This is a genomic window from Weissella minor, assembly GCF_001437425.1.
Taxonomy (GTDB): Bacteria; Bacillota; Bacilli; order Lactobacillales; family Lactobacillaceae; genus Weissella; species Weissella minor.
Genome location: NZ_JQCD01000024.1, coordinates 507,972 through 523,993 on the forward strand (window position 1 = coordinate 507,972; position 16,022 = coordinate 523,993).

Genomic DNA, 16,022 nt, shown 5'->3' on the forward strand with positions numbered 1-16,022 from the left:
CAATTACTAATTCACACCAACCATTAGCTCTCTGAAAATCTTTCACGATATACTTCATCTCTTCTTTGTCAACACAGCTAATAGTAAATGATACCCATATTAAAGTCAACACTTTTATGAGATTTCAAACATGAAATATGATAGATTTGCTCATTTTACATTTGTTTTTTATCTAAAATAAGCGTAAAATTAGCGTCAATTAAAAGAGGAGGCTGTTTATGTCAACAATTAGTAATGAACAAACGCAAGCTTATCGCGCAGCATTTTTGCAGGATCCGATTCACCAGGCAAATCAACGGAGCGTCTGGAAAAACGGGATTCAAAATTCCGCACAAAACCAAGAAACTTTTGTCACGAATACACCCCAATTTTCAATTGATTTGAACACTGGAAAAGTTGCAAATCAAAAGCAATCTGGTCGTTGCTGGATGTTTGCCGCATTAAATACAATGCGCCACAAGATGAGTAGCGATTTGAATTTAGCTAATTTTGAGCTATCTCAAAACTATACATTTTTCTGGGATAAATATGAAAAAGCAAATTATTTCTATGAAAATATTCTTGCAACAGCCCAACAAGAACGTACAAGTCGTGAAGTGTCATTCCTTTTGCAAACACCACAACAAGATGGTGGTCAATGGGATATGATTGTTTCAATCTTTCAAAAGTATGGTGTCGTGCCTAAAGCAGCGATGCCTGAAACTGCAAGTAGTGAAAATTCAACAGAATTAAATGTTTATTTGAATAAATTATTGCGTAAGCATGCCATTATCTTACGTCAATTAGTCGCTGAAAATGCATCTGATGAGACTATTAAAAGCAAGCGAACTGAGCTTTTGCAAGAAGTTTACGACCTTTTGGCAACAGCACTTGGTCTCCCACCAGAGACATTTAACTTCGAATATCGTGATGAAGAAAACAACTTCATCCAAGAACTGGATCTGACGCCCCACACTTTTTACGACAAATATATTGGCATTGATTTGGACAATTATGTCAGCGTAATCAATGCCCCAACTGATGACAAGCCATTTATGCACAGTTATACAGTTGATATGTTAGGTAATGTTGCTGGTGGTAAACAAGTTAAATATTTGAATTTGGATATCGCCGATTTGAAAGAACTGGCCCTAAAGCAATTGCAAAGTGGTGAATCAGTTTGGTTTGGTAGTGATGTTGGTCAATCTTCTCTTCGCGATAAAGGGATTATGGCAACGGATGCACTTGCTGTTGATGATTTATTTGGCGTTGACTTTAACATGACCAAGGGAGAACGCCTAGACTATGGTGAAAGTCTTATGACCCATGCCATGGTATTGACTGGTGTTGACCTAATCAACGATGTTCCAACTAAGTGGAAGGTTGAGAATAGTTGGGGTGAAAAAGTTGGAACTGATGGTTTCTTTGTCATGAGTGATGCTTGGATGGATGAATATACTTACCAAGTTGTTGTTCGTAAAGACTTACTATCAGCTGAACAACAAGCTGCCTTTGATGAAGAACCAACTGTACTTGCCCCTTGGGATCCAATGGGTGCCTTGGCTAATTAATTCGAGGTTTTTATGGTAACAATTCGTCCTGCAACAAAAACTGATTTACCGGAACTTTTAAGGATTTATACCCCTTATGTTGAAGCATCAACGGCCTCTTTTGATGAAGCAGCGCCAACATTAAGCACGTTTACGACGCAATATGAGCAAATTCAGCACGACTATCCTTATTTAATTGCTGAAAGCGCTGGAGAATTACTCGGTTATTGCTACGCCCATGCCTATAGTAATCGTAACGCCTATCAGTGGAGCTCAGAAGTCACGATTTATTTGAAGCCAGCTGCACAAGGTCAACATGTAGGGACTCAATTATACCAAGCCCTTGAACAACAATTAATTAACCAGAATATCTACAATGTCTTCGCATGCATCACTGGATCAAATGAAGCGAGTCTTATCTTTCATGCCCATTGTGGTTACGCAGAAGTTGGTCATTTCAAAGCAAGTGGCTTTAAACATGGACAATGGTTAGACACGATTTGGATGCAAAAAGAATTGCAACCATTATCCGATAATCAACCACAACCGTTTATGGCACGTACCAACTAATTGCGTTTTAGGATAAAAGCAAATTAAAAGCACGTATGTTAAAAGACATACGTGCTTTTTAAATGGTTTTAATTACCGTCCTGCGCCATCATAGCGTCTTAATCCGCATAACCACATTAATCGACTTAAAACCAGACTCACAAGCGCTAACACAATAACACCCAAGAATCCGAACCATGTCAAACGCCCTAGTAATGCGAGTGCAGTTGGCGTCGCAATCATCCCCACTGGTAAAATGACCAAGAATATTAACTTTCCAAACCCACGATAAATGGTATTTGGATAACGTCCCATTTGAATCACACTTAAAAACAAATCAGAACGCCCGAAATTGGTTGGTAACCAAAATACCGTAATCGTCCATAAAAACCAAATCGCATAATACAGGATACAACCGGCTAGCATGCATAATAATGCTATCGGTAAATAAAACCAGTTAATTGATAGATGAATCAACGCATAAATCGTCACAGTCAATCCAAAAATAAAATTAACAAGCTGTGTAAAATCGACTGCATAGAAAAAATAATAAAGTTGGGTATCAATTGGTTTTAAAAGAATTGAATCTAACTGCCCTTCTCGAATATCGTGTTCTAATGTTGGTAAATTTTGGACTAAAAACGTCATCATTAATCCATCAACCATTGTGTAAATGCCAACTAATAATAATGTTTGATACCACGACCATCCAGCAATTGTATCGACATTTAAATAAATCATTTTAAAAAAGACAATTGGTATGCCTAACCAGAGCACTGCTGACAGGATGCCAAAAATGAAATCAGCACTGAATGACGCTGAACGCATCAAACTCATTTGTAAAAGCTTTTGAATTGTAGAAATCTGTGATCGCATCTAGTCTACCCCATAACATCTGAATAATGGCGCGCACCTAATCGATTTAACCAGTAACCGATGCCATATAATGCAATCAGCCACATAAGTCCAATTAAGATGCCAATGCTCCAATTGATTGGCAATGTTTGCTTCAATAATGTCTGAATTGGAAAATAACTGAAGTATTGAAAAGGCAACAGATTAGATAAGTTTTTTAGGATTTCTGGAAATAAATTCAATGGTAAGTAATAACCAGCTAGAAACGAAACGACAATTTCTTTAACGATTAACACAAAAAATAAATTTTCAAACCAATACGCTAAACAACCAATCACGTAACCAAATGCAAACCATAATAACATCGCTAATAAAATCGTCATGAAGACTTGCCCGAACCAGATGACATCAAGGGAAAAAATATGTTTTATATGCATAACCAGTATTATCAAGATGATTGGCGCTAAGACCATTAAATTTGCGATACGATCGCCCAACATCCGCGAGAAATAATAACCCATCATATTAACTGGTCGTCGCACAATATTAGATAATTCACCTGAGTGAATATCGTCATTAAGTTCCCAGTCAATCGCATACCAAACAAAAAAGTTCACAACATTAACACCAATATAGTATTTGATCATTGTCTCTGCGGTCATCCCTTGAATTGCTGAGTGCCCTGGTAAAATACTGGTCCATAGATAAGCCATGACGACGGTTGGAATAAGCGCTTGTGCCAATAAAACAAAGATACTACTCTTAGAGGCTAAGACGGATTTCATCGAAGTTTGAGCGACCGCAAGATACTTTTTCATCCCTGTGCCTCCATATTAAAAACTTCTAAAATAATATCGTCTAACTGCAAATCTTGAACAGTCACTGCTGTACCTAGCCCATTAACAATTAATCGATTTGTCATCACATTAACTTCTGCGGCCGGAACTTTTATGGTCACGCGATCAAATGTTTCTTCCATTATCGGAAAACCTAACTGGTCTGCTTGATAAGCCGTTCCTTTTTCAAAACTCAGATAACGATAATCATCAAATTCCTGCATTAATTGTGACAGCTGTCCATCCCAAATAACTTCACCATGATTTAGGAGAATCATTTGATCACATACTGCTGAAATATCTTCCATGTCATGACTCGTTAGAAAAATTGTCGTCTGTTTATCGCGATTCAAACATCGAATAAATTGTCGGATATCTCTTTTTGACTGAACATCTAAACCAATTGTTGGTTCATCTAAGAAAAGCACTTGTGGGTTTGTGGCAACCGCTGCCACAAATTCAACCTTCATCCGTTCACCTAAAGACAACTTGCGTGCTTGTACATTTAAGCGATGGTTAACATGCAACAATTCCGTCATTTCATTAACATTTTGTTCAAAGGTGATTGGATCAACATCGTACATGACTTGAATTAATTGGAGATAGTCATTTGGTGTTAAATCCAACATAATTTGTGCTTTATTGCCCATAACAACTGAAATATCACGCCTAAATGCTTGTGTGCGTTCACTTGGATTGAAACCTGCCACATTGATACTTCCTGATGAGGGATATAATGTGCCCGTTAACATTTTAATTGTCGTCGTTTTCCCAGCACCATTTTGACCAATAAAACCAACGATCGTACCAGCTGGAACTGTAAAATTAATCTTGTTAACAGCAGCAATCTGTTTTTTATGTCGCTTAAATACAGTTGCCAGGGCGGATTTAAGTCCCGGTGCACGCTCAGTCACGACAAAATGCTTTTCAAGATTATTAACCTCAATTGTGCCACCCATCCTGATGCTCCTTTGTTTTAAAACATTTTGATTCGAATCAAGTTCTCATCATACTGCCCAGTTATAAGCCTCAGTATACAATAAAATGAAAGAAAAATGTGCATTTTATTAGAAATGATTGCAAATAAAAAGCTTGCTCTGCCTTTCAAGCAAAACAAGCCTCTTGTATCTGTTCTTAATCAAGCCATTCAACAAACCGTTGATCCCAAATATTTTCATAAAAATTTCGAGTTGCACTGGCACTCATGTACGCATTATCATAAGTCGTTGATGCACCATGTTGCATCAATATTTTATAGCCACGGTCAAATGCTGCTTTAATGGTACTATCGACACAATATTCAACCTGTGCCCCCATAATCTCAATCGCATTTGCAGACAAGCGACCTAATAAGTCACTTAATTCCGTATGATAAAATGAATCAGGATGCGTTTTACTCATAATTTTATCAGTACCAATCGCAACATTTAAGTTATCCAACAATTCATATGCTTCTGAATCCGGTTGAATTTGGTCATCTTGATGTTGAATCCAGATGACTGGCAATCCAATTTGGTGATAGAGGGTCACACGCTGATTAATCACTTCCGTCATTTCTGATAAACGATTAATATCTTCACCATTGTTTTGACAAACCCCTTTTTGCATATCAATAATAATCAATGCGTCTGCTACTTTTCCCACTCGTATCACCTCTGAACTTATTTTCTCTCAAATGTTTCAAACAATATCAAATCATCTGACTTAAAATCACGTTGCTTAACCTCTTTGAACAACGGTTCAAAAAAGGCAATATGTGCTTGTTGCCAATATGCTAAAGATAAGTCGCCTTCTCCTTCACGTTTAGCATGGGCCTCCGTAATTGCATTAAATGGTAATATTTCAACTTGCGTGGTCTGGATAACGGCAACTGGCTGACTATCTCCATCCAAAATGATTGAATAATCACCCACTTGCGGCTTAGCTTCGTCATCTTCATACAGTGCCAACGCACTAGCTGTTCCACGTTTTGTACCATCAACAACTAATTGTGCCAATTCATTTTGCATGTCTTTTGACATACCAAAACCAAAAGCCGCATAAAGATGTGCATCTACCAGTTGATTTTGCTCACAAAAATTCTGCCAATAGGCTTCTACTGGTGTCATCATAAAACTCCTAATTATTCGCCATGCTTCTTATAACGTTGCATGTAACGCTGACTATGCAAAGTAATTTCAGAAAGTTCAAGAATAGTCGCAATTTCTGTTAGTGGTACATTATCTTGCATTAATTTTGAAAAGCGACGGTAACGTTCTTCGTACCCTTGATGTAAACGATCACTTTGTGAAACATGATAGTTCACCTCATCAACGTCTTTCGCCACTGAAGGGTTCCCCGTCACATCAACATGTACCTTCAAATTATCATGTGTCGTCTTGTTGAAATTATAATCTCCTACTTTTCCGAGCATTTTCAAACCTACTTTCACCATGACGGCTTATTTCGACAGTCATGCAATGTGTTGCTTGCCGCATAAAATTAAAATAAGTTTTGCGTGTCATTAGAAATTAATTATAAACCTATTTTGGACAGAATACCAATTTGCCCACTTTTACAAAAAAAGCCATTGGCCCATTACCAATGACAATTATTGTTCTAACTCTTGAATACGTGCTTCGATTGTTCGTAAACGACGACGTAAATTCTTTTGTCGCTCCAAAAAATCGGTGCTACGTGTTCGACTTGAATAGATCTCATTTAATTTCATTTGCACACGGATGTGTTCATTCTTTAAAGCTCTTAATCTAAACCATTTTGATAATGCATTCATATAAAAATCCCCCTTTGTAACGAATCGTATTTCCTATATGATAGAGATTAATCACATAGAAGTTGAAAAATGTTACTTTCTTTCTCAACCAACTGAATACTGCTTAATCCTATATTATAGCAGAGATAATAAATAAAGCAACACCTTCTTCCAATAATCTGAAAGGAAAATTTATGTCTAAAATCATCATCATTCGAGGAAATTCCGGTAGCGGAAAAACCCATCTCGCCAACGCCTTGAACGTCCACCTAGACCAACAGACCTTAATGCTACATCAAGATAGCTTAAAGCGCGAATTCTTATCAACGCATGAAACACCGGGTCATCTAACCCCTTCTCTGATTAACGCTAACATTGATTGGGCCTGCGACCATAATCTTGATGTTATCCTAGAAGGCATTTTAGACTACAAACATTATCAAGCTGTATTTGATCACATACAACATTTACCGGTCATCGCAGTCTATTTAAATCAAACCTTTGAACAGACTTTAGCAAAGAACGCTCTAAAAGAAGTTCCCTTTTCCAGCAAACAATTGGCAGATTGGTGGTTACCAACAGGCGGTGCACCATTGCCTATTCCAGAAACCTTTTTCCCAACGCAATGGCGTACTTTAGAACAAATCAACTGGATTTGTTCCAAAATGAACTAGTTTTACAGCTACTTACAGTGCTAGGATACAGGTAGAAACGGAGGGTTTATATCATGACAAAGACAATTTTAGTAACTGGCGGCAATCAAGGCATGGGCTTAGAAATTGCCACTGAATTAAGTGAACTTGGACAAACGGTAATTATTGGATCACGTTCCATTGAAAAAGGTCAAGCAGCCGTTAAGCAATTGGCTCAATCGAATTTACAAATTGATTTTGTCCAGTTAGATGTGACGAACCGCACGTCCATTGACGTAGCAATCCAATATATTACTGACGAATACGGCCATTTAGATACATTAATTAATAACGCCGGCATTGCGGTTGACGACCATATCGCCCCTAGTCAGTTAAGCACAGAAAAAATGCGACAAGATTTTGAAGTTAACTTTTTTGGACTAGTCGAGATGACGCAAGCAAGCCTCCCCTTACTTAAAAAAGCCCCAGAAGGACGCATCATCAACATTTCAAGCATGATGGGATCACATGTGGCTGCGCTTGATCCAAACTCTGAAGTATTCGGTGCAAGTGCCACCGGTTATCAAGCCAGCAAATCAGCAGCTAATATGTTTACCATTCAGTTGGCCAAGGAACTCGAACAATCGCACGTAAATATTAGTGTTAACGCCGTTGACCCCGGCATTGTCGCAACTAATTTTGGTGGTACACCCGCGCAACAGTCCGCGGCGCGTGGGGCTCAATCACCAAAAGCCGGCGTCGCACGCACAATTGAACTTGCTACTGCCGATCATGTTGCCACCGCAAGTTTCACCAATACAAATGGCAGTGTGCCTTGGTAAAAAAACGACTCATTTATATGATAAATGAGCCGTTTTTATTAAATTTCTGCAAGCGCAGTGTCAATTGCAGCATCCCCATTTTTCATTTGAATGATGGTCCCTGCTGTTCGTGGATAATTAATTAATTCAGCTAGCACCTGTGCCACATCAGGAATTGTATTCCCTTTAGCCGCTGTTTTTTCTGAAACAAGTAATTTTCCAGTTTGATTAACTGGTGTCAAAACGACCTTACCAGTTGGTTCCGCTTCAAGCAAAGAACCTGCTTGAAGAATGGTATATGGCAATGTACTTTGTAAGACCCATTGATCCGCAAAGTAACGTGCAACATTGTAGTCTTGTAAACTTGCAAAATGTGCTTCTTGCCATTTCGTTTGATCTAAAGCACTTCCTGATGATAATTGTACAAAGCGTTCAACACCCACTTGTTCGGCAGCCATTGCCACTTTCACATTACCATTCAAATCAACTTGTAATAAATCTTTTCCACGTGAACCAGCCGTGAAATAAACAATATCAAAACCAACCAATGCTGCACGAATCGTTTCAAAATCGGCATGCAAATCTAATTGGATAAAATGCTGATTATCACTCACATGACTTGATGTTCCAAACACCTCATAATGCGCATCTTGCGCTAAAATATCCATTAATTCACGACCAACGCGACCACTTGCACCTACAATCAAAATTTTCTTTGTCATTACAAATTCCTCTTTCACATAAAATGCTAAGGCTTCACATACGACCATCATACACGGCTCTAAATATAATTGAAACACTTATTAAGGGTTTAATTTTTAATATCATCTAGTGTATAATGTAGTTTGACTAAAAAATTAATGGAGAGGCATACATGCTTTATATTATAATATTCGTTTTAATCATCATGCTAAGCATTTTATGCTATCTGTATTTGCAATTAAAACAAAAATACAATGAATTACTTGAAACAAGTAAGATGCGTGAATCAGTTGTCGATAATAAAATAATTGAATTATCTAATATCAGTGATTCAATGGAAAACAATAAAACCCTTCTTATCCGTGAACGTGAACGAATCGATAAAATGATTATTGATTTATCAAATGAAGAAGTGTCAGACAGCCAAACACCATTACAATAAAAAAACGTTTATGAGTCATCTGCTCATAAACGTTTTTTTATTTATTTGGCATCGTACCAAGTAGCACCTTCATGACTTGAAACTTTCAAAGGCACATCTAATGCCATGGCCGAATCCATCACTTTAGGTACTAATTCATGAATAATCTCTAGTTCCGCCTTAGGTACTTCAAAAATCAGTTCGTCATGCACTTGCAATAACATACGTGTTTTGAGCCCTTCAGTTTCTAATGCCTTTTGAACATTCAACATCGCGATTTTAATAATATCCGCTGCAGAACCTTGAATTGGTGTGTTCATAGCCGTTCGTTCAGCAAAACTACGCACATTAAAGTTTTTAGCATGCATATCTGGCAAATAACGACGACGATGGGCCATTGTTTCAACATATCCATTTTCGCGTGCAAAATCAATAATGTTTTCTGACCATTGTTTAATACCTGGGTACTCCGCAAAGTACGTATCAATAATTTCTTTGGCTTCCTTACGACTAACACCAATATTTTTAGCCAAACCGAAATCAGAAATGCCATAAACAATTCCAAAATTCACGGCTTTCGCTTTACGACGCATATTTGGATCAATGTCTTCACCTTCTGGCAAATTAAAAATGCGACGAGCCGTTGCTGCGTGAATATCTTCATCTGCATTAAATGCAGCTTGCATATTTTTATCACCAGAGATATGTGCTAAGACGCGCAATTCAATTTGTGAATAGTCAGAGCTGACAAGGACACAATCTGATGAGCTTGGAACAAACGCTTGGCGAATCAAACGCCCTTCTTCCAAACGAACTGGAATGTTTTGCAAATTTGGATCAGTAGAAGATAAACGACCTGTTTGCGTTAAGGTTTGAATATAATGCGTGTGCACTTTTGAATCTGAGCCATGTACAACGCGCAGCAAGCCTTCAACATAGGTTGATTTAATCTTTGCGATTTGACGATATTCCAAAATCATCTTCACGATTGGAACATCTTGCATTTGCTCCAAAACTTCAACACTGGTTGAATATCCTGTCTTCGTTTTCTTGATTGGCTTATAACCCATCTCTTCAAACAAAACGACCCCAAGCTGCTTTGGCGATTGAATATTGAATTCATGCCCCGCTTCTTGATAAATCTTCTGCTCTAAATCACTTAAGCGCTCAGCCAAATCATTGCCCATCATTAATAAGCGTTGACTATCCACCTTAATTCCGGTTGCTTCCATTTCTGCTAATACAATTGAAAGTGGCAATTCCATATTCTTGTATAAATCAGTCTGTTCACGATCATCTAATTTTTGCAATAAACGTGCTGGTAATATTTCTAAGGCTCGGGCTTTTTGTCCCAAATGTTCAAAGAAAATCTGATCATCTTCTGGAATTTCAAACTTTACACCCTTACCATACACCGCTTCATCGGTTTGAACATCATAATAATCATTTTGTTGCGCTAATGCGCCTAAGTCATTACTATTATCATTCGTATCGACCAAATATGACATTAATAAGATATCATACTCAAGTCCTTGCAACTCAACCTCATAACGTAAAAACAAAACATACAATGCTTTCGCATTGAAAACACGCTTTTTCACATCCGCATTTTCTAGCATTGTTTTCACTGGATCAATCAATAGCACATCAATATCACGCCCGACAACATAACCTTGCGCTTCATTACCAAAGATAAAGCCAACCGGTGCCGCAGTATGATAGTCGGCATCGTCTAATTCAACGTAAAAACTAATCTCGTCAGTATAATCAGGAATTAGGTCGGTTGGGTCTTCTGATAAACGAATCAATGGTACTGGAGTTGTTGAAGGCGCAGCCGTTTCTTCAGATGCATCCCCGGATATGGATGCCCCAAGCACATGCCCTTGATTCGCTAACTTAGCCAATTGTTGTTTGAAATCTAACTGTTGATAGAACGGAATAATGTTCTCATAATCCGGTCCGGTATACTTCAAGTCGTCTAGTTCAAATTCCACCGGTGCATCCGTCCGAATACGAGCTAAATCACGCGACATCTTAGCATCGGCTTCCCCATTGACCAACTTTTCTTTTTGTTTATTCGCCTTAAGCTCATCAATATGCTCGTAGAGTTCCGGAATAGAATGATAGGCTTTGATCAACTTAATTGCCGTCTTAGGCCCGATTCCAGCAACACCTGGATAATTATCCGATGTATCACCCTGTAGACCCTTAACATCAACAATTTGTGCCGGCGTTAGGCCATCATATTTTTCATCAACCATGGCCAAGTCATTATGTTCAAGTTCTGAAACACCTTTTTTAGTAATCCAGACTTCAATATGCTCATCTACCAACTGCAACATATCACGATCACCAGTCACAATCGTGACATCAAAACCCTTGGCTTGGGCATCTTTAGCCGTTGTTCCGATAATATCATCGGCTTCGTAATTTGGTAATTCATAGCTATAAATACCATGCAAGGTCACCATTTCACGCAAGTATGGGAATTGCTCACTTAACTCAGATGGTGTCTTATCACGGTTCCCCTTATAATCATCATACTTATCAGTTCTAAAAGTTGTCTTCCCAGCATCCCAAGCAACGAGCGCATAATCCGGGTCAAATGGTTCGACAATTCCATCCAAAAAATTATTGAAAGCAACTAACGCGTTTGTATGCAAGCCTTCATGATTAACGAAACGCTCCACTTGGTTAATCATGGCGTAAAACGCCCTAAATGCCAAAGAATTTCCATCAATTAATAATAATGTTGGTTTAGCCATATTCATCTCTCTTTCGGCCATATCAGCCTAAATTATCTACTCCCTATCATAACAGAAAAAGACGCCCGTTTCTCAACAGACGTCTTTTTTAAATCATTAATCGTTATTTCCAAATGCTGTAAATAGTTGTAGCAAGTACAAGAACAAGTTAACGAAATCAAGGTATAAGCTCAACGCACCAGATACCGCCAAACCTTGTTCAGCTGTTGCACCAGCACCACTTTGATTAAATTCTAAGTACATTTGCTTTAGTGTGTTCATGTCATACGCCGTCATCAATGCGAAGACCACCACACCAACCATGGCTGTTACCATGTACACGATGTTATTGAAGAAGAAAATTTGAAGTAGGCCGACCAAAATCAACCCAATCAAAGCTCCCATCAACACACCACGCATTGAAGCAAGTGAACGCTTAGTTGTGAAGCCATAGAATGCCATTCCAACGAATAAAGCAGCCGCTCCAGCTAATGCCATTCCAATTGTTGCGACATCGAATGACAGTCCAATTACGGCAAATGTTGCCCCATTCAACACAGCATAACCCATTAGCATTCCAAAAGCAGCACCAGGATTACTATACACACGCTTTGAGAACAGATACACAAATCCAATCATCACAGCAAACATCACAAGTGACATCATTGGTGTATTAAAAATTGCAGAAATTTGTTGGGCAAAGAAACGAACCCCAATGTATGCAGTCACAAATGAAACAAGTAATGCAATTGCCATGTATTGGTAAACCTTCATAAAGAAGCGATTCAACCCACTAGCCTCTGTATTTGAGAGACTAGATTGATCATAATTATTCATATGATTCCTCCTAAAATTTATTTAATTTATAATATTCATATTTAACAAGTATAACGATTAAAGTTTAAAACTACCCTAACTTATTGTAAGTTTGTTTGCGTATTTGCAAGTAACTTTTCAAAAGCAAATTCTGTGTTTTGCAAGTCACCAGCTCCCATAAATACAAACACACCATCTTCATGATCAAGCAAAGGTGCAACGTTATCTGGTGAGACAATATCACGGAATTTACTAATTTCAGCCCCTAACTCAGCAGAACTAATATTCCCTTTTTCTTCACGCGCAGAAGCAAAAATGTCAGTCAAATAAACGTGGTCAGCTAAATCAAGTGTTTTAGCAAAGTCTTCCTTATAAGCAATTGTTCGGCTAAATGTATGTGGTTGGAAGACAGCAACAATTTCACGATCAGGATACTTTTGACGCGCTGCATCAATTGTCGCCTTAATTTCTGATGGATGATGTGCATAATCATCAATAATTGTAACCGGCCCAACTTGCTTTTCAGTAAAGCGACGTTTAACCCCTAAAAAAGACAATAATTCTTCTTTCACAAGGTCTTGATCCATATCTTCAAAGTGCGCTACGGCAACAACAGCAAGTGAGTTTAACACACCATGTTGTCCGTACAAAGGTACTTCGTAGGTTCCCAAGAATTCATCGTGATAATAGGCGTCAAAAGCAGAACCCTTAGTAGAACGCTTAATATTTGTTGCATAAAAATCATCAGTTTCAGGATTAGTTCCATAATAATAAACAGGTACATCAACTTGCATTTTACGTAATTGTTCATCATCACCCCAAGCGAAGATTCCCTTCTTAACATGGGCACCAAATTCTTCAAAGGCTGAACGGACATCATCGATACCTGTGTAGTAATCGGGATGATCAAAGTCAATGTTGGTCATAATGGCATAATCAGGATGATAGTCCTTAAAATGACGACGATACTCATCAGCTTCAAAGACAAAGAAACGTGGGTCAGGAACCCCTTTACCACTACCATCTCCAATCAAGTATGATGTTGGTGCAATCCCTGAAAGCACGTGTGCCAAAAGACCGGTTGTTGATGTCTTTCCATGCGCTCCGGCAACACCAATTGATGTTGATTGTTCAATCAATTCTTCAACCACTTCTGGGTAAGTGACAACCTTAACTTCACCAGCTGCTTGCATCTTTAGTGCTTGTGCCACTTCAATTTGATCATCTTCAAAAGCATTTCCACGAATGACAGTCATACCGCTCTTAATATTTTCCGGTGCAAAGGCCTTAATTTCAATGCCTGCGTCTTCCAATGGCTTTTGTGTAAATGTATATTCATCAATGTCTGAACCAGAAACTTGATAGCCCTGGTCATCTAAGATGCGCGCTAAAGAGCTCATCCCTGATCCTTTAATACCAATAAAATAATAGATTGTCTCTTTATCCATGATGTATGTTATCTCCAAACTTCTTATTGAATCTCTATAGACCATAATAGCAAAAAAAAGAGTCAACACCTAGGGTTGAATCTCTTTTATTTAGAGTCTTTAAAATAATTAGACTGTGTATTTTTGGCTGCCTGTGTTTCCTCACCAAAAATCGAATCCAAGCTCAATCCCAAGCCAGTCATATTTTCCGGATGTGACGCTGCTTGAGCTTGTGGTTTATTTTCTTTTTTCACCGCAGCCTTGTTAGCCTCAGGCGTCACCGGAGTTGAGGTAACACTAGCTTTTGCTTTAGGTGTTACCTCAGGAATAACTGGTTGTGTCTTAGCAATCGGCTTTTTTGGTTCCAAAATTTCTGCTTGAACAACAGCCGTTGGAAGGTCGATTGACTCCGTCGGTTTAGTTTGTCGCTCAGCATCAGAAATCTCATTAGGTGCATCACGCGTTACTTCATTTTCTGTTTCAACGAGATCTGCTTCAGTGGCAAACAAAATATAATCGGTTTTTGCTGCCATAATTTCTCGCACTTGTTGATCATAACGAACTCGGCGTAAAGTTTCAAAATGAACAATCGGACGTCGATTAATCACCATTATTACATCCTCGCTTCATTATTGAAATAAAGCTTGGGCTTCAGGTGACTTGGCATCAAATGGTGTCCCAACTTCAGCATAGTCATCTGGCAAAATAAGGGCACCCGGTTGTTGTGGTGCATTTGGCAATCCCAATTCGCGTCCAGAAACGATCATCCCGTTTGAGGCGACACCACGTAATGCACCTGGCCAAATAATTAGACCAGATGGCATCATTGCGCCCACTTTAGCAACGACGACCTTAATGCCCGCTTGCATATTAGGTGAACCTGAGACAATTTGTAGCGTCTCACCACCATCGATTTGTGTCGTCGTCACTTGCAAATGATCTGAATCTGGGTGTGGTTCAGCTGATTCAACATAGCCAACCACAAATTTAGGTGCCACATCGGCAACTAACTCTGGCTCAAAACCATTTTGTTTTAAAACAGCATTCAAAGTTGCAACTTGTGCTTCATCTAAATGAACTTGACCATCCATCTCAGCCGTCGCTAAATGATCACTCGCGTTTAAAATGTTAAAGCCAATGGTCTCTTGTTTTTCATTTAATAGGCGGACCACATGTCCTTTTTGTTCACTCGTTGTCTTTTCTGATTTGGGTGCTGTTAGCAAAACGAGTACATCCCCCATACCAGCAGCATTATAACTTGCAATTAACATAGATAATCTCCTTTATAACTTATTCTTTTTCTCAGCGTCTAAAATCACACGTAATTGGGCTTCAATCATGTTAATCCCAACTTCATTTTGACCACCCTCTGGCAAAATAATATCAGCATAGCGCTTAGTTGGCTCAATAAATTGATGATACATGGGTTTAACTGTTTCCATATATTGATTAACGACTGAATCAATCGTGCGACCGCGCTCTTCAACATCACGTTGCATGCGTCGGATGAAACGAATATCATCATCAGTATCAACATAAATCTTAATATCAAGTAAATCACGCAAAGCTTCTTCAACAAATAATAATACACCTTCAACGATGATGACATTTGCAGGTTCAATCGTGACTGTTTCAGGGGCACGGTTATAATCCGCATAGTTATACGTTGGCTGTTCAATGGCATGGCCATCAATCAATTGTTTTAACTGTTCAACCAATAAGTCTGTGTCAAATGCATCTGGATGATCATAGTTCACCTGTTTACGTTCATCCATCGGCATATCTGTTTGATCATTATAATAAGCATCTTGTGGCAACATCACCATTGATTCACCAGCTAAACGCTCAAATATTTCATTGCTTACGGTCGTCTTTCCTGAACCGGAACCACCGGTTACACCAATAACAACAGGTCGCTTCATTTCTTCCATCTCATTT

General features: G+C 38.6%; 19 protein-coding genes and 1 other annotated feature (1 of these 20 only partly in view). Of the genes, 5 read left to right on the top strand and 14 right to left on the bottom strand.

What is annotated here, in order from left to right:
* Positions 1-75: a binding site (T-box leader), on the bottom strand; it reaches 198 nt to the left of the window's first position.
* A gap of 143 nt (positions 76-218) precedes the next feature.
* Complete coding sequence (locus tag IV67_RS05905; protein ID WP_057788055.1) at positions 219-1,550, top strand: C1 family peptidase; 1,332 nt, start codon at positions 219-221, stop codon at positions 1,548-1,550.
* Positions 1,551-1,562: 12 nt separating this feature from the next.
* The gene (locus tag IV67_RS05910; protein WP_057788057.1) at positions 1,563-2,099 is read left to right on the top strand and encodes a GNAT family N-acetyltransferase; all 537 of its coding nucleotides are present in this window, start codon (positions 1,563-1,565) and stop codon (positions 2,097-2,099) included.
* A 72-nt stretch (positions 2,100-2,171) separates the two neighbouring features.
* On the opposite strand, the gene IV67_RS05915 is transcribed toward IV67_RS05910, so the two are convergent.
* The 7 genes from IV67_RS05915 to IV67_RS05945 form a co-directional block, all read right to left on the bottom strand.
* Entirely contained in the window at positions 2,172-2,954 is a 783-nt protein-coding gene (locus IV67_RS05915; RefSeq protein WP_057788059.1) for an ABC transporter permease, read from the bottom strand.
* A gap of 5 nt (positions 2,955-2,959) precedes the next feature.
* Positions 2,960-3,751, bottom strand: coding sequence for an ABC transporter permease (locus IV67_RS05920; RefSeq protein WP_057788061.1), 792 nt, complete (start codon positions 3,749-3,751; stop codon positions 2,960-2,962).
* Positions 3,748-4,728 (bottom strand): ABC transporter ATP-binding protein, encoded by a 981-nt coding sequence (locus IV67_RS05925; RefSeq protein WP_057788063.1) that lies wholly within the window; start codon positions 4,726-4,728, stop codon positions 3,748-3,750. Before IV67_RS05925 ends, IV67_RS05920 begins: the two co-directional genes overlap by 4 nt.
* A gap of 175 nt (positions 4,729-4,903) precedes the next feature.
* Entirely contained in the window at positions 4,904-5,413 is a 510-nt protein-coding gene (locus tag IV67_RS05930; RefSeq protein ID WP_083486687.1) for an isochorismatase family protein, read from the bottom strand.
* A gap of 17 nt (positions 5,414-5,430) precedes the next feature.
* Positions 5,431-5,877 carry an ASCH domain-containing protein gene (locus IV67_RS05935; protein ID WP_162261078.1) on the bottom strand — a complete coding sequence of 149 codons (447 nt, stop codon included), beginning with the start codon at positions 5,875-5,877 and terminating at the stop codon, positions 5,431-5,433.
* A 14-nt stretch (positions 5,878-5,891) separates the two neighbouring features.
* Positions 5,892-6,182 carry a hypothetical protein gene (locus IV67_RS05940; protein WP_057788066.1) on the bottom strand — a complete coding sequence of 97 codons (291 nt, stop codon included), beginning with the start codon at positions 6,180-6,182 and terminating at the stop codon, positions 5,892-5,894.
* 177 nt (positions 6,183-6,359) lie between these two features.
* Positions 6,360-6,542 (bottom strand): hypothetical protein, encoded by a 183-nt coding sequence (locus tag IV67_RS05945; RefSeq protein WP_057788068.1) that lies wholly within the window; start codon positions 6,540-6,542, stop codon positions 6,360-6,362.
* Positions 6,543-6,715: 173 nt separating this feature from the next.
* Here IV67_RS05945 and IV67_RS05950 point away from each other — a divergent pair, with 173 nt between their 5' ends.
* The gene (locus IV67_RS05950; RefSeq protein WP_057788071.1) at positions 6,716-7,195 is read left to right on the top strand and encodes a P-loop NTPase family protein; all 480 of its coding nucleotides are present in this window, start codon (positions 6,716-6,718) and stop codon (positions 7,193-7,195) included.
* A 53-nt stretch (positions 7,196-7,248) separates the two neighbouring features.
* A complete protein-coding gene (locus tag IV67_RS05955; RefSeq protein ID WP_057788073.1) occupies positions 7,249-7,995 on the top strand; it encodes an SDR family NAD(P)-dependent oxidoreductase in 747 nt (248 codons plus the stop codon).
* 38 nt (positions 7,996-8,033) lie between these two features.
* On the opposite strand, the gene IV67_RS05960 is transcribed toward IV67_RS05955, so the two are convergent.
* Positions 8,034-8,696 carry an NAD(P)H-binding protein gene (locus IV67_RS05960; protein WP_057788075.1) on the bottom strand — a complete coding sequence of 221 codons (663 nt, stop codon included), beginning with the start codon at positions 8,694-8,696 and terminating at the stop codon, positions 8,034-8,036.
* 185 nt (positions 8,697-8,881) lie between these two features.
* Here IV67_RS05960 and IV67_RS05965 point away from each other — a divergent pair, with 185 nt between their 5' ends.
* On the top strand, positions 8,882-9,118 hold the full coding sequence (locus tag IV67_RS05965; protein WP_157050298.1) for a hypothetical protein: 237 nt from the start codon (positions 8,882-8,884) through the stop codon (positions 9,116-9,118).
* A gap of 41 nt (positions 9,119-9,159) precedes the next feature.
* On the opposite strand, the gene polA is transcribed toward IV67_RS05965, so the two are convergent.
* From polA to udk, 6 genes are all read right to left on the bottom strand, one after another.
* Positions 9,160-11,862, bottom strand: coding sequence for a DNA polymerase I (gene polA / locus IV67_RS05970; RefSeq protein WP_057788078.1), 2,703 nt, complete (start codon positions 11,860-11,862; stop codon positions 9,160-9,162).
* A 96-nt stretch (positions 11,863-11,958) separates the two neighbouring features.
* Positions 11,959-12,678: a Bax inhibitor-1/YccA family protein gene (locus IV67_RS05975; protein ID WP_057788081.1), complete on the bottom strand. Its 720-nt coding sequence runs from the start codon at positions 12,676-12,678 to the stop codon at positions 11,959-11,961.
* Between the two features lie 80 nt (positions 12,679-12,758).
* On the bottom strand, positions 12,759-14,105 hold the full coding sequence (gene murC, locus IV67_RS05980; protein WP_057788083.1) for a UDP-N-acetylmuramate--L-alanine ligase: 1,347 nt from the start codon (positions 14,103-14,105) through the stop codon (positions 12,759-12,761).
* Between the two features lie 86 nt (positions 14,106-14,191).
* Positions 14,192-14,695, bottom strand: a complete 504-nt coding sequence (locus IV67_RS05985) for a hypothetical protein (protein WP_057788085.1) — start codon at positions 14,693-14,695, stop codon at positions 14,192-14,194.
* A gap of 18 nt (positions 14,696-14,713) precedes the next feature.
* A complete protein-coding gene (gene ytpR / locus IV67_RS05990) occupies positions 14,714-15,355 on the bottom strand; it encodes a YtpR family tRNA-binding protein (protein WP_057788087.1) in 642 nt (213 codons plus the stop codon).
* A gap of 12 nt (positions 15,356-15,367) precedes the next feature.
* Positions 15,368-16,015, bottom strand: a complete 648-nt coding sequence (gene udk, locus IV67_RS05995) for a uridine kinase (protein ID WP_201782733.1) — start codon at positions 16,013-16,015, stop codon at positions 15,368-15,370.
* Positions 16,016-16,022 lie beyond the last annotated feature (7 nt).

What these genes read in the sequence shown, in the direction of transcription:
- IV67_RS05915 (WP_057788059.1), bottom strand. Translation starts at nt 2,954, where the DNA reads ATGCGATCACAGATTTCTACAATTCAAAAGCTTTTACAAATGAGTTTG.
- IV67_RS05925 (WP_057788063.1), bottom strand. Translation starts at nt 4,728, where the DNA reads ATGGGTGGCACAATTGAGGTTAATAATCTTGAAAAGCATTTTGTCGTG.
- polA (WP_057788078.1), bottom strand. Translation starts at nt 11,862, where the DNA reads ATGGCTAAACCAACATTATTATTAATTGATGGAAATTCTTTGGCATTT.
- IV67_RS05955 (WP_057788073.1), top strand. Translation starts at nt 7,249, where the DNA reads ATGACAAAGACAATTTTAGTAACTGGCGGCAATCAAGGCATGGGCTTA.
- udk (WP_201782733.1), bottom strand. Translation starts at nt 16,015, where the DNA reads ATGGAAGAAATGAAGCGACCTGTTGTTATTGGTGTAACCGGTGGTTCC.
- IV67_RS05965 (WP_157050298.1), top strand. Translation starts at nt 8,882, where the DNA reads ATGCTAAGCATTTTATGCTATCTGTATTTGCAATTAAAACAAAAATAC.
- ytpR (WP_057788087.1), bottom strand. Translation starts at nt 15,355, where the DNA reads ATGTTAATTGCAAGTTATAATGCTGCTGGTATGGGGGATGTACTCGTT.
- IV67_RS05910 (WP_057788057.1), top strand. Translation starts at nt 1,563, where the DNA reads ATGGTAACAATTCGTCCTGCAACAAAAACTGATTTACCGGAACTTTTA.
- IV67_RS05920 (WP_057788061.1), bottom strand. Translation starts at nt 3,751, where the DNA reads ATGAAAAAGTATCTTGCGGTCGCTCAAACTTCGATGAAATCCGTCTTA.
- IV67_RS05945 (WP_057788068.1), bottom strand. Translation starts at nt 6,542, where the DNA reads ATGAATGCATTATCAAAATGGTTTAGATTAAGAGCTTTAAAGAATGAA.
- murC (WP_057788083.1), bottom strand. Translation starts at nt 14,105, where the DNA reads ATGGATAAAGAGACAATCTATTATTTTATTGGTATTAAAGGATCAGGG.
- IV67_RS05905 (WP_057788055.1), top strand. Translation starts at nt 219, where the DNA reads ATGTCAACAATTAGTAATGAACAAACGCAAGCTTATCGCGCAGCATTT.
- IV67_RS05975 (WP_057788081.1), bottom strand. Translation starts at nt 12,678, where the DNA reads ATGAATAATTATGATCAATCTAGTCTCTCAAATACAGAGGCTAGTGGG.
- IV67_RS05940 (WP_057788066.1), bottom strand. Translation starts at nt 6,182, where the DNA reads ATGCTCGGAAAAGTAGGAGATTATAATTTCAACAAGACGACACATGAT.
- IV67_RS05985 (WP_057788085.1), bottom strand. Translation starts at nt 14,695, where the DNA reads ATGGTGATTAATCGACGTCCGATTGTTCATTTTGAAACTTTACGCCGA.
- IV67_RS05950 (WP_057788071.1), top strand. Translation starts at nt 6,716, where the DNA reads ATGTCTAAAATCATCATCATTCGAGGAAATTCCGGTAGCGGAAAAACC.
- IV67_RS05960 (WP_057788075.1), bottom strand. Translation starts at nt 8,696, where the DNA reads ATGACAAAGAAAATTTTGATTGTAGGTGCAAGTGGTCGCGTTGGTCGT.
- IV67_RS05935 (WP_162261078.1), bottom strand. Translation starts at nt 5,877, where the DNA reads ATGACACCAGTAGAAGCCTATTGGCAGAATTTTTGTGAGCAAAATCAA.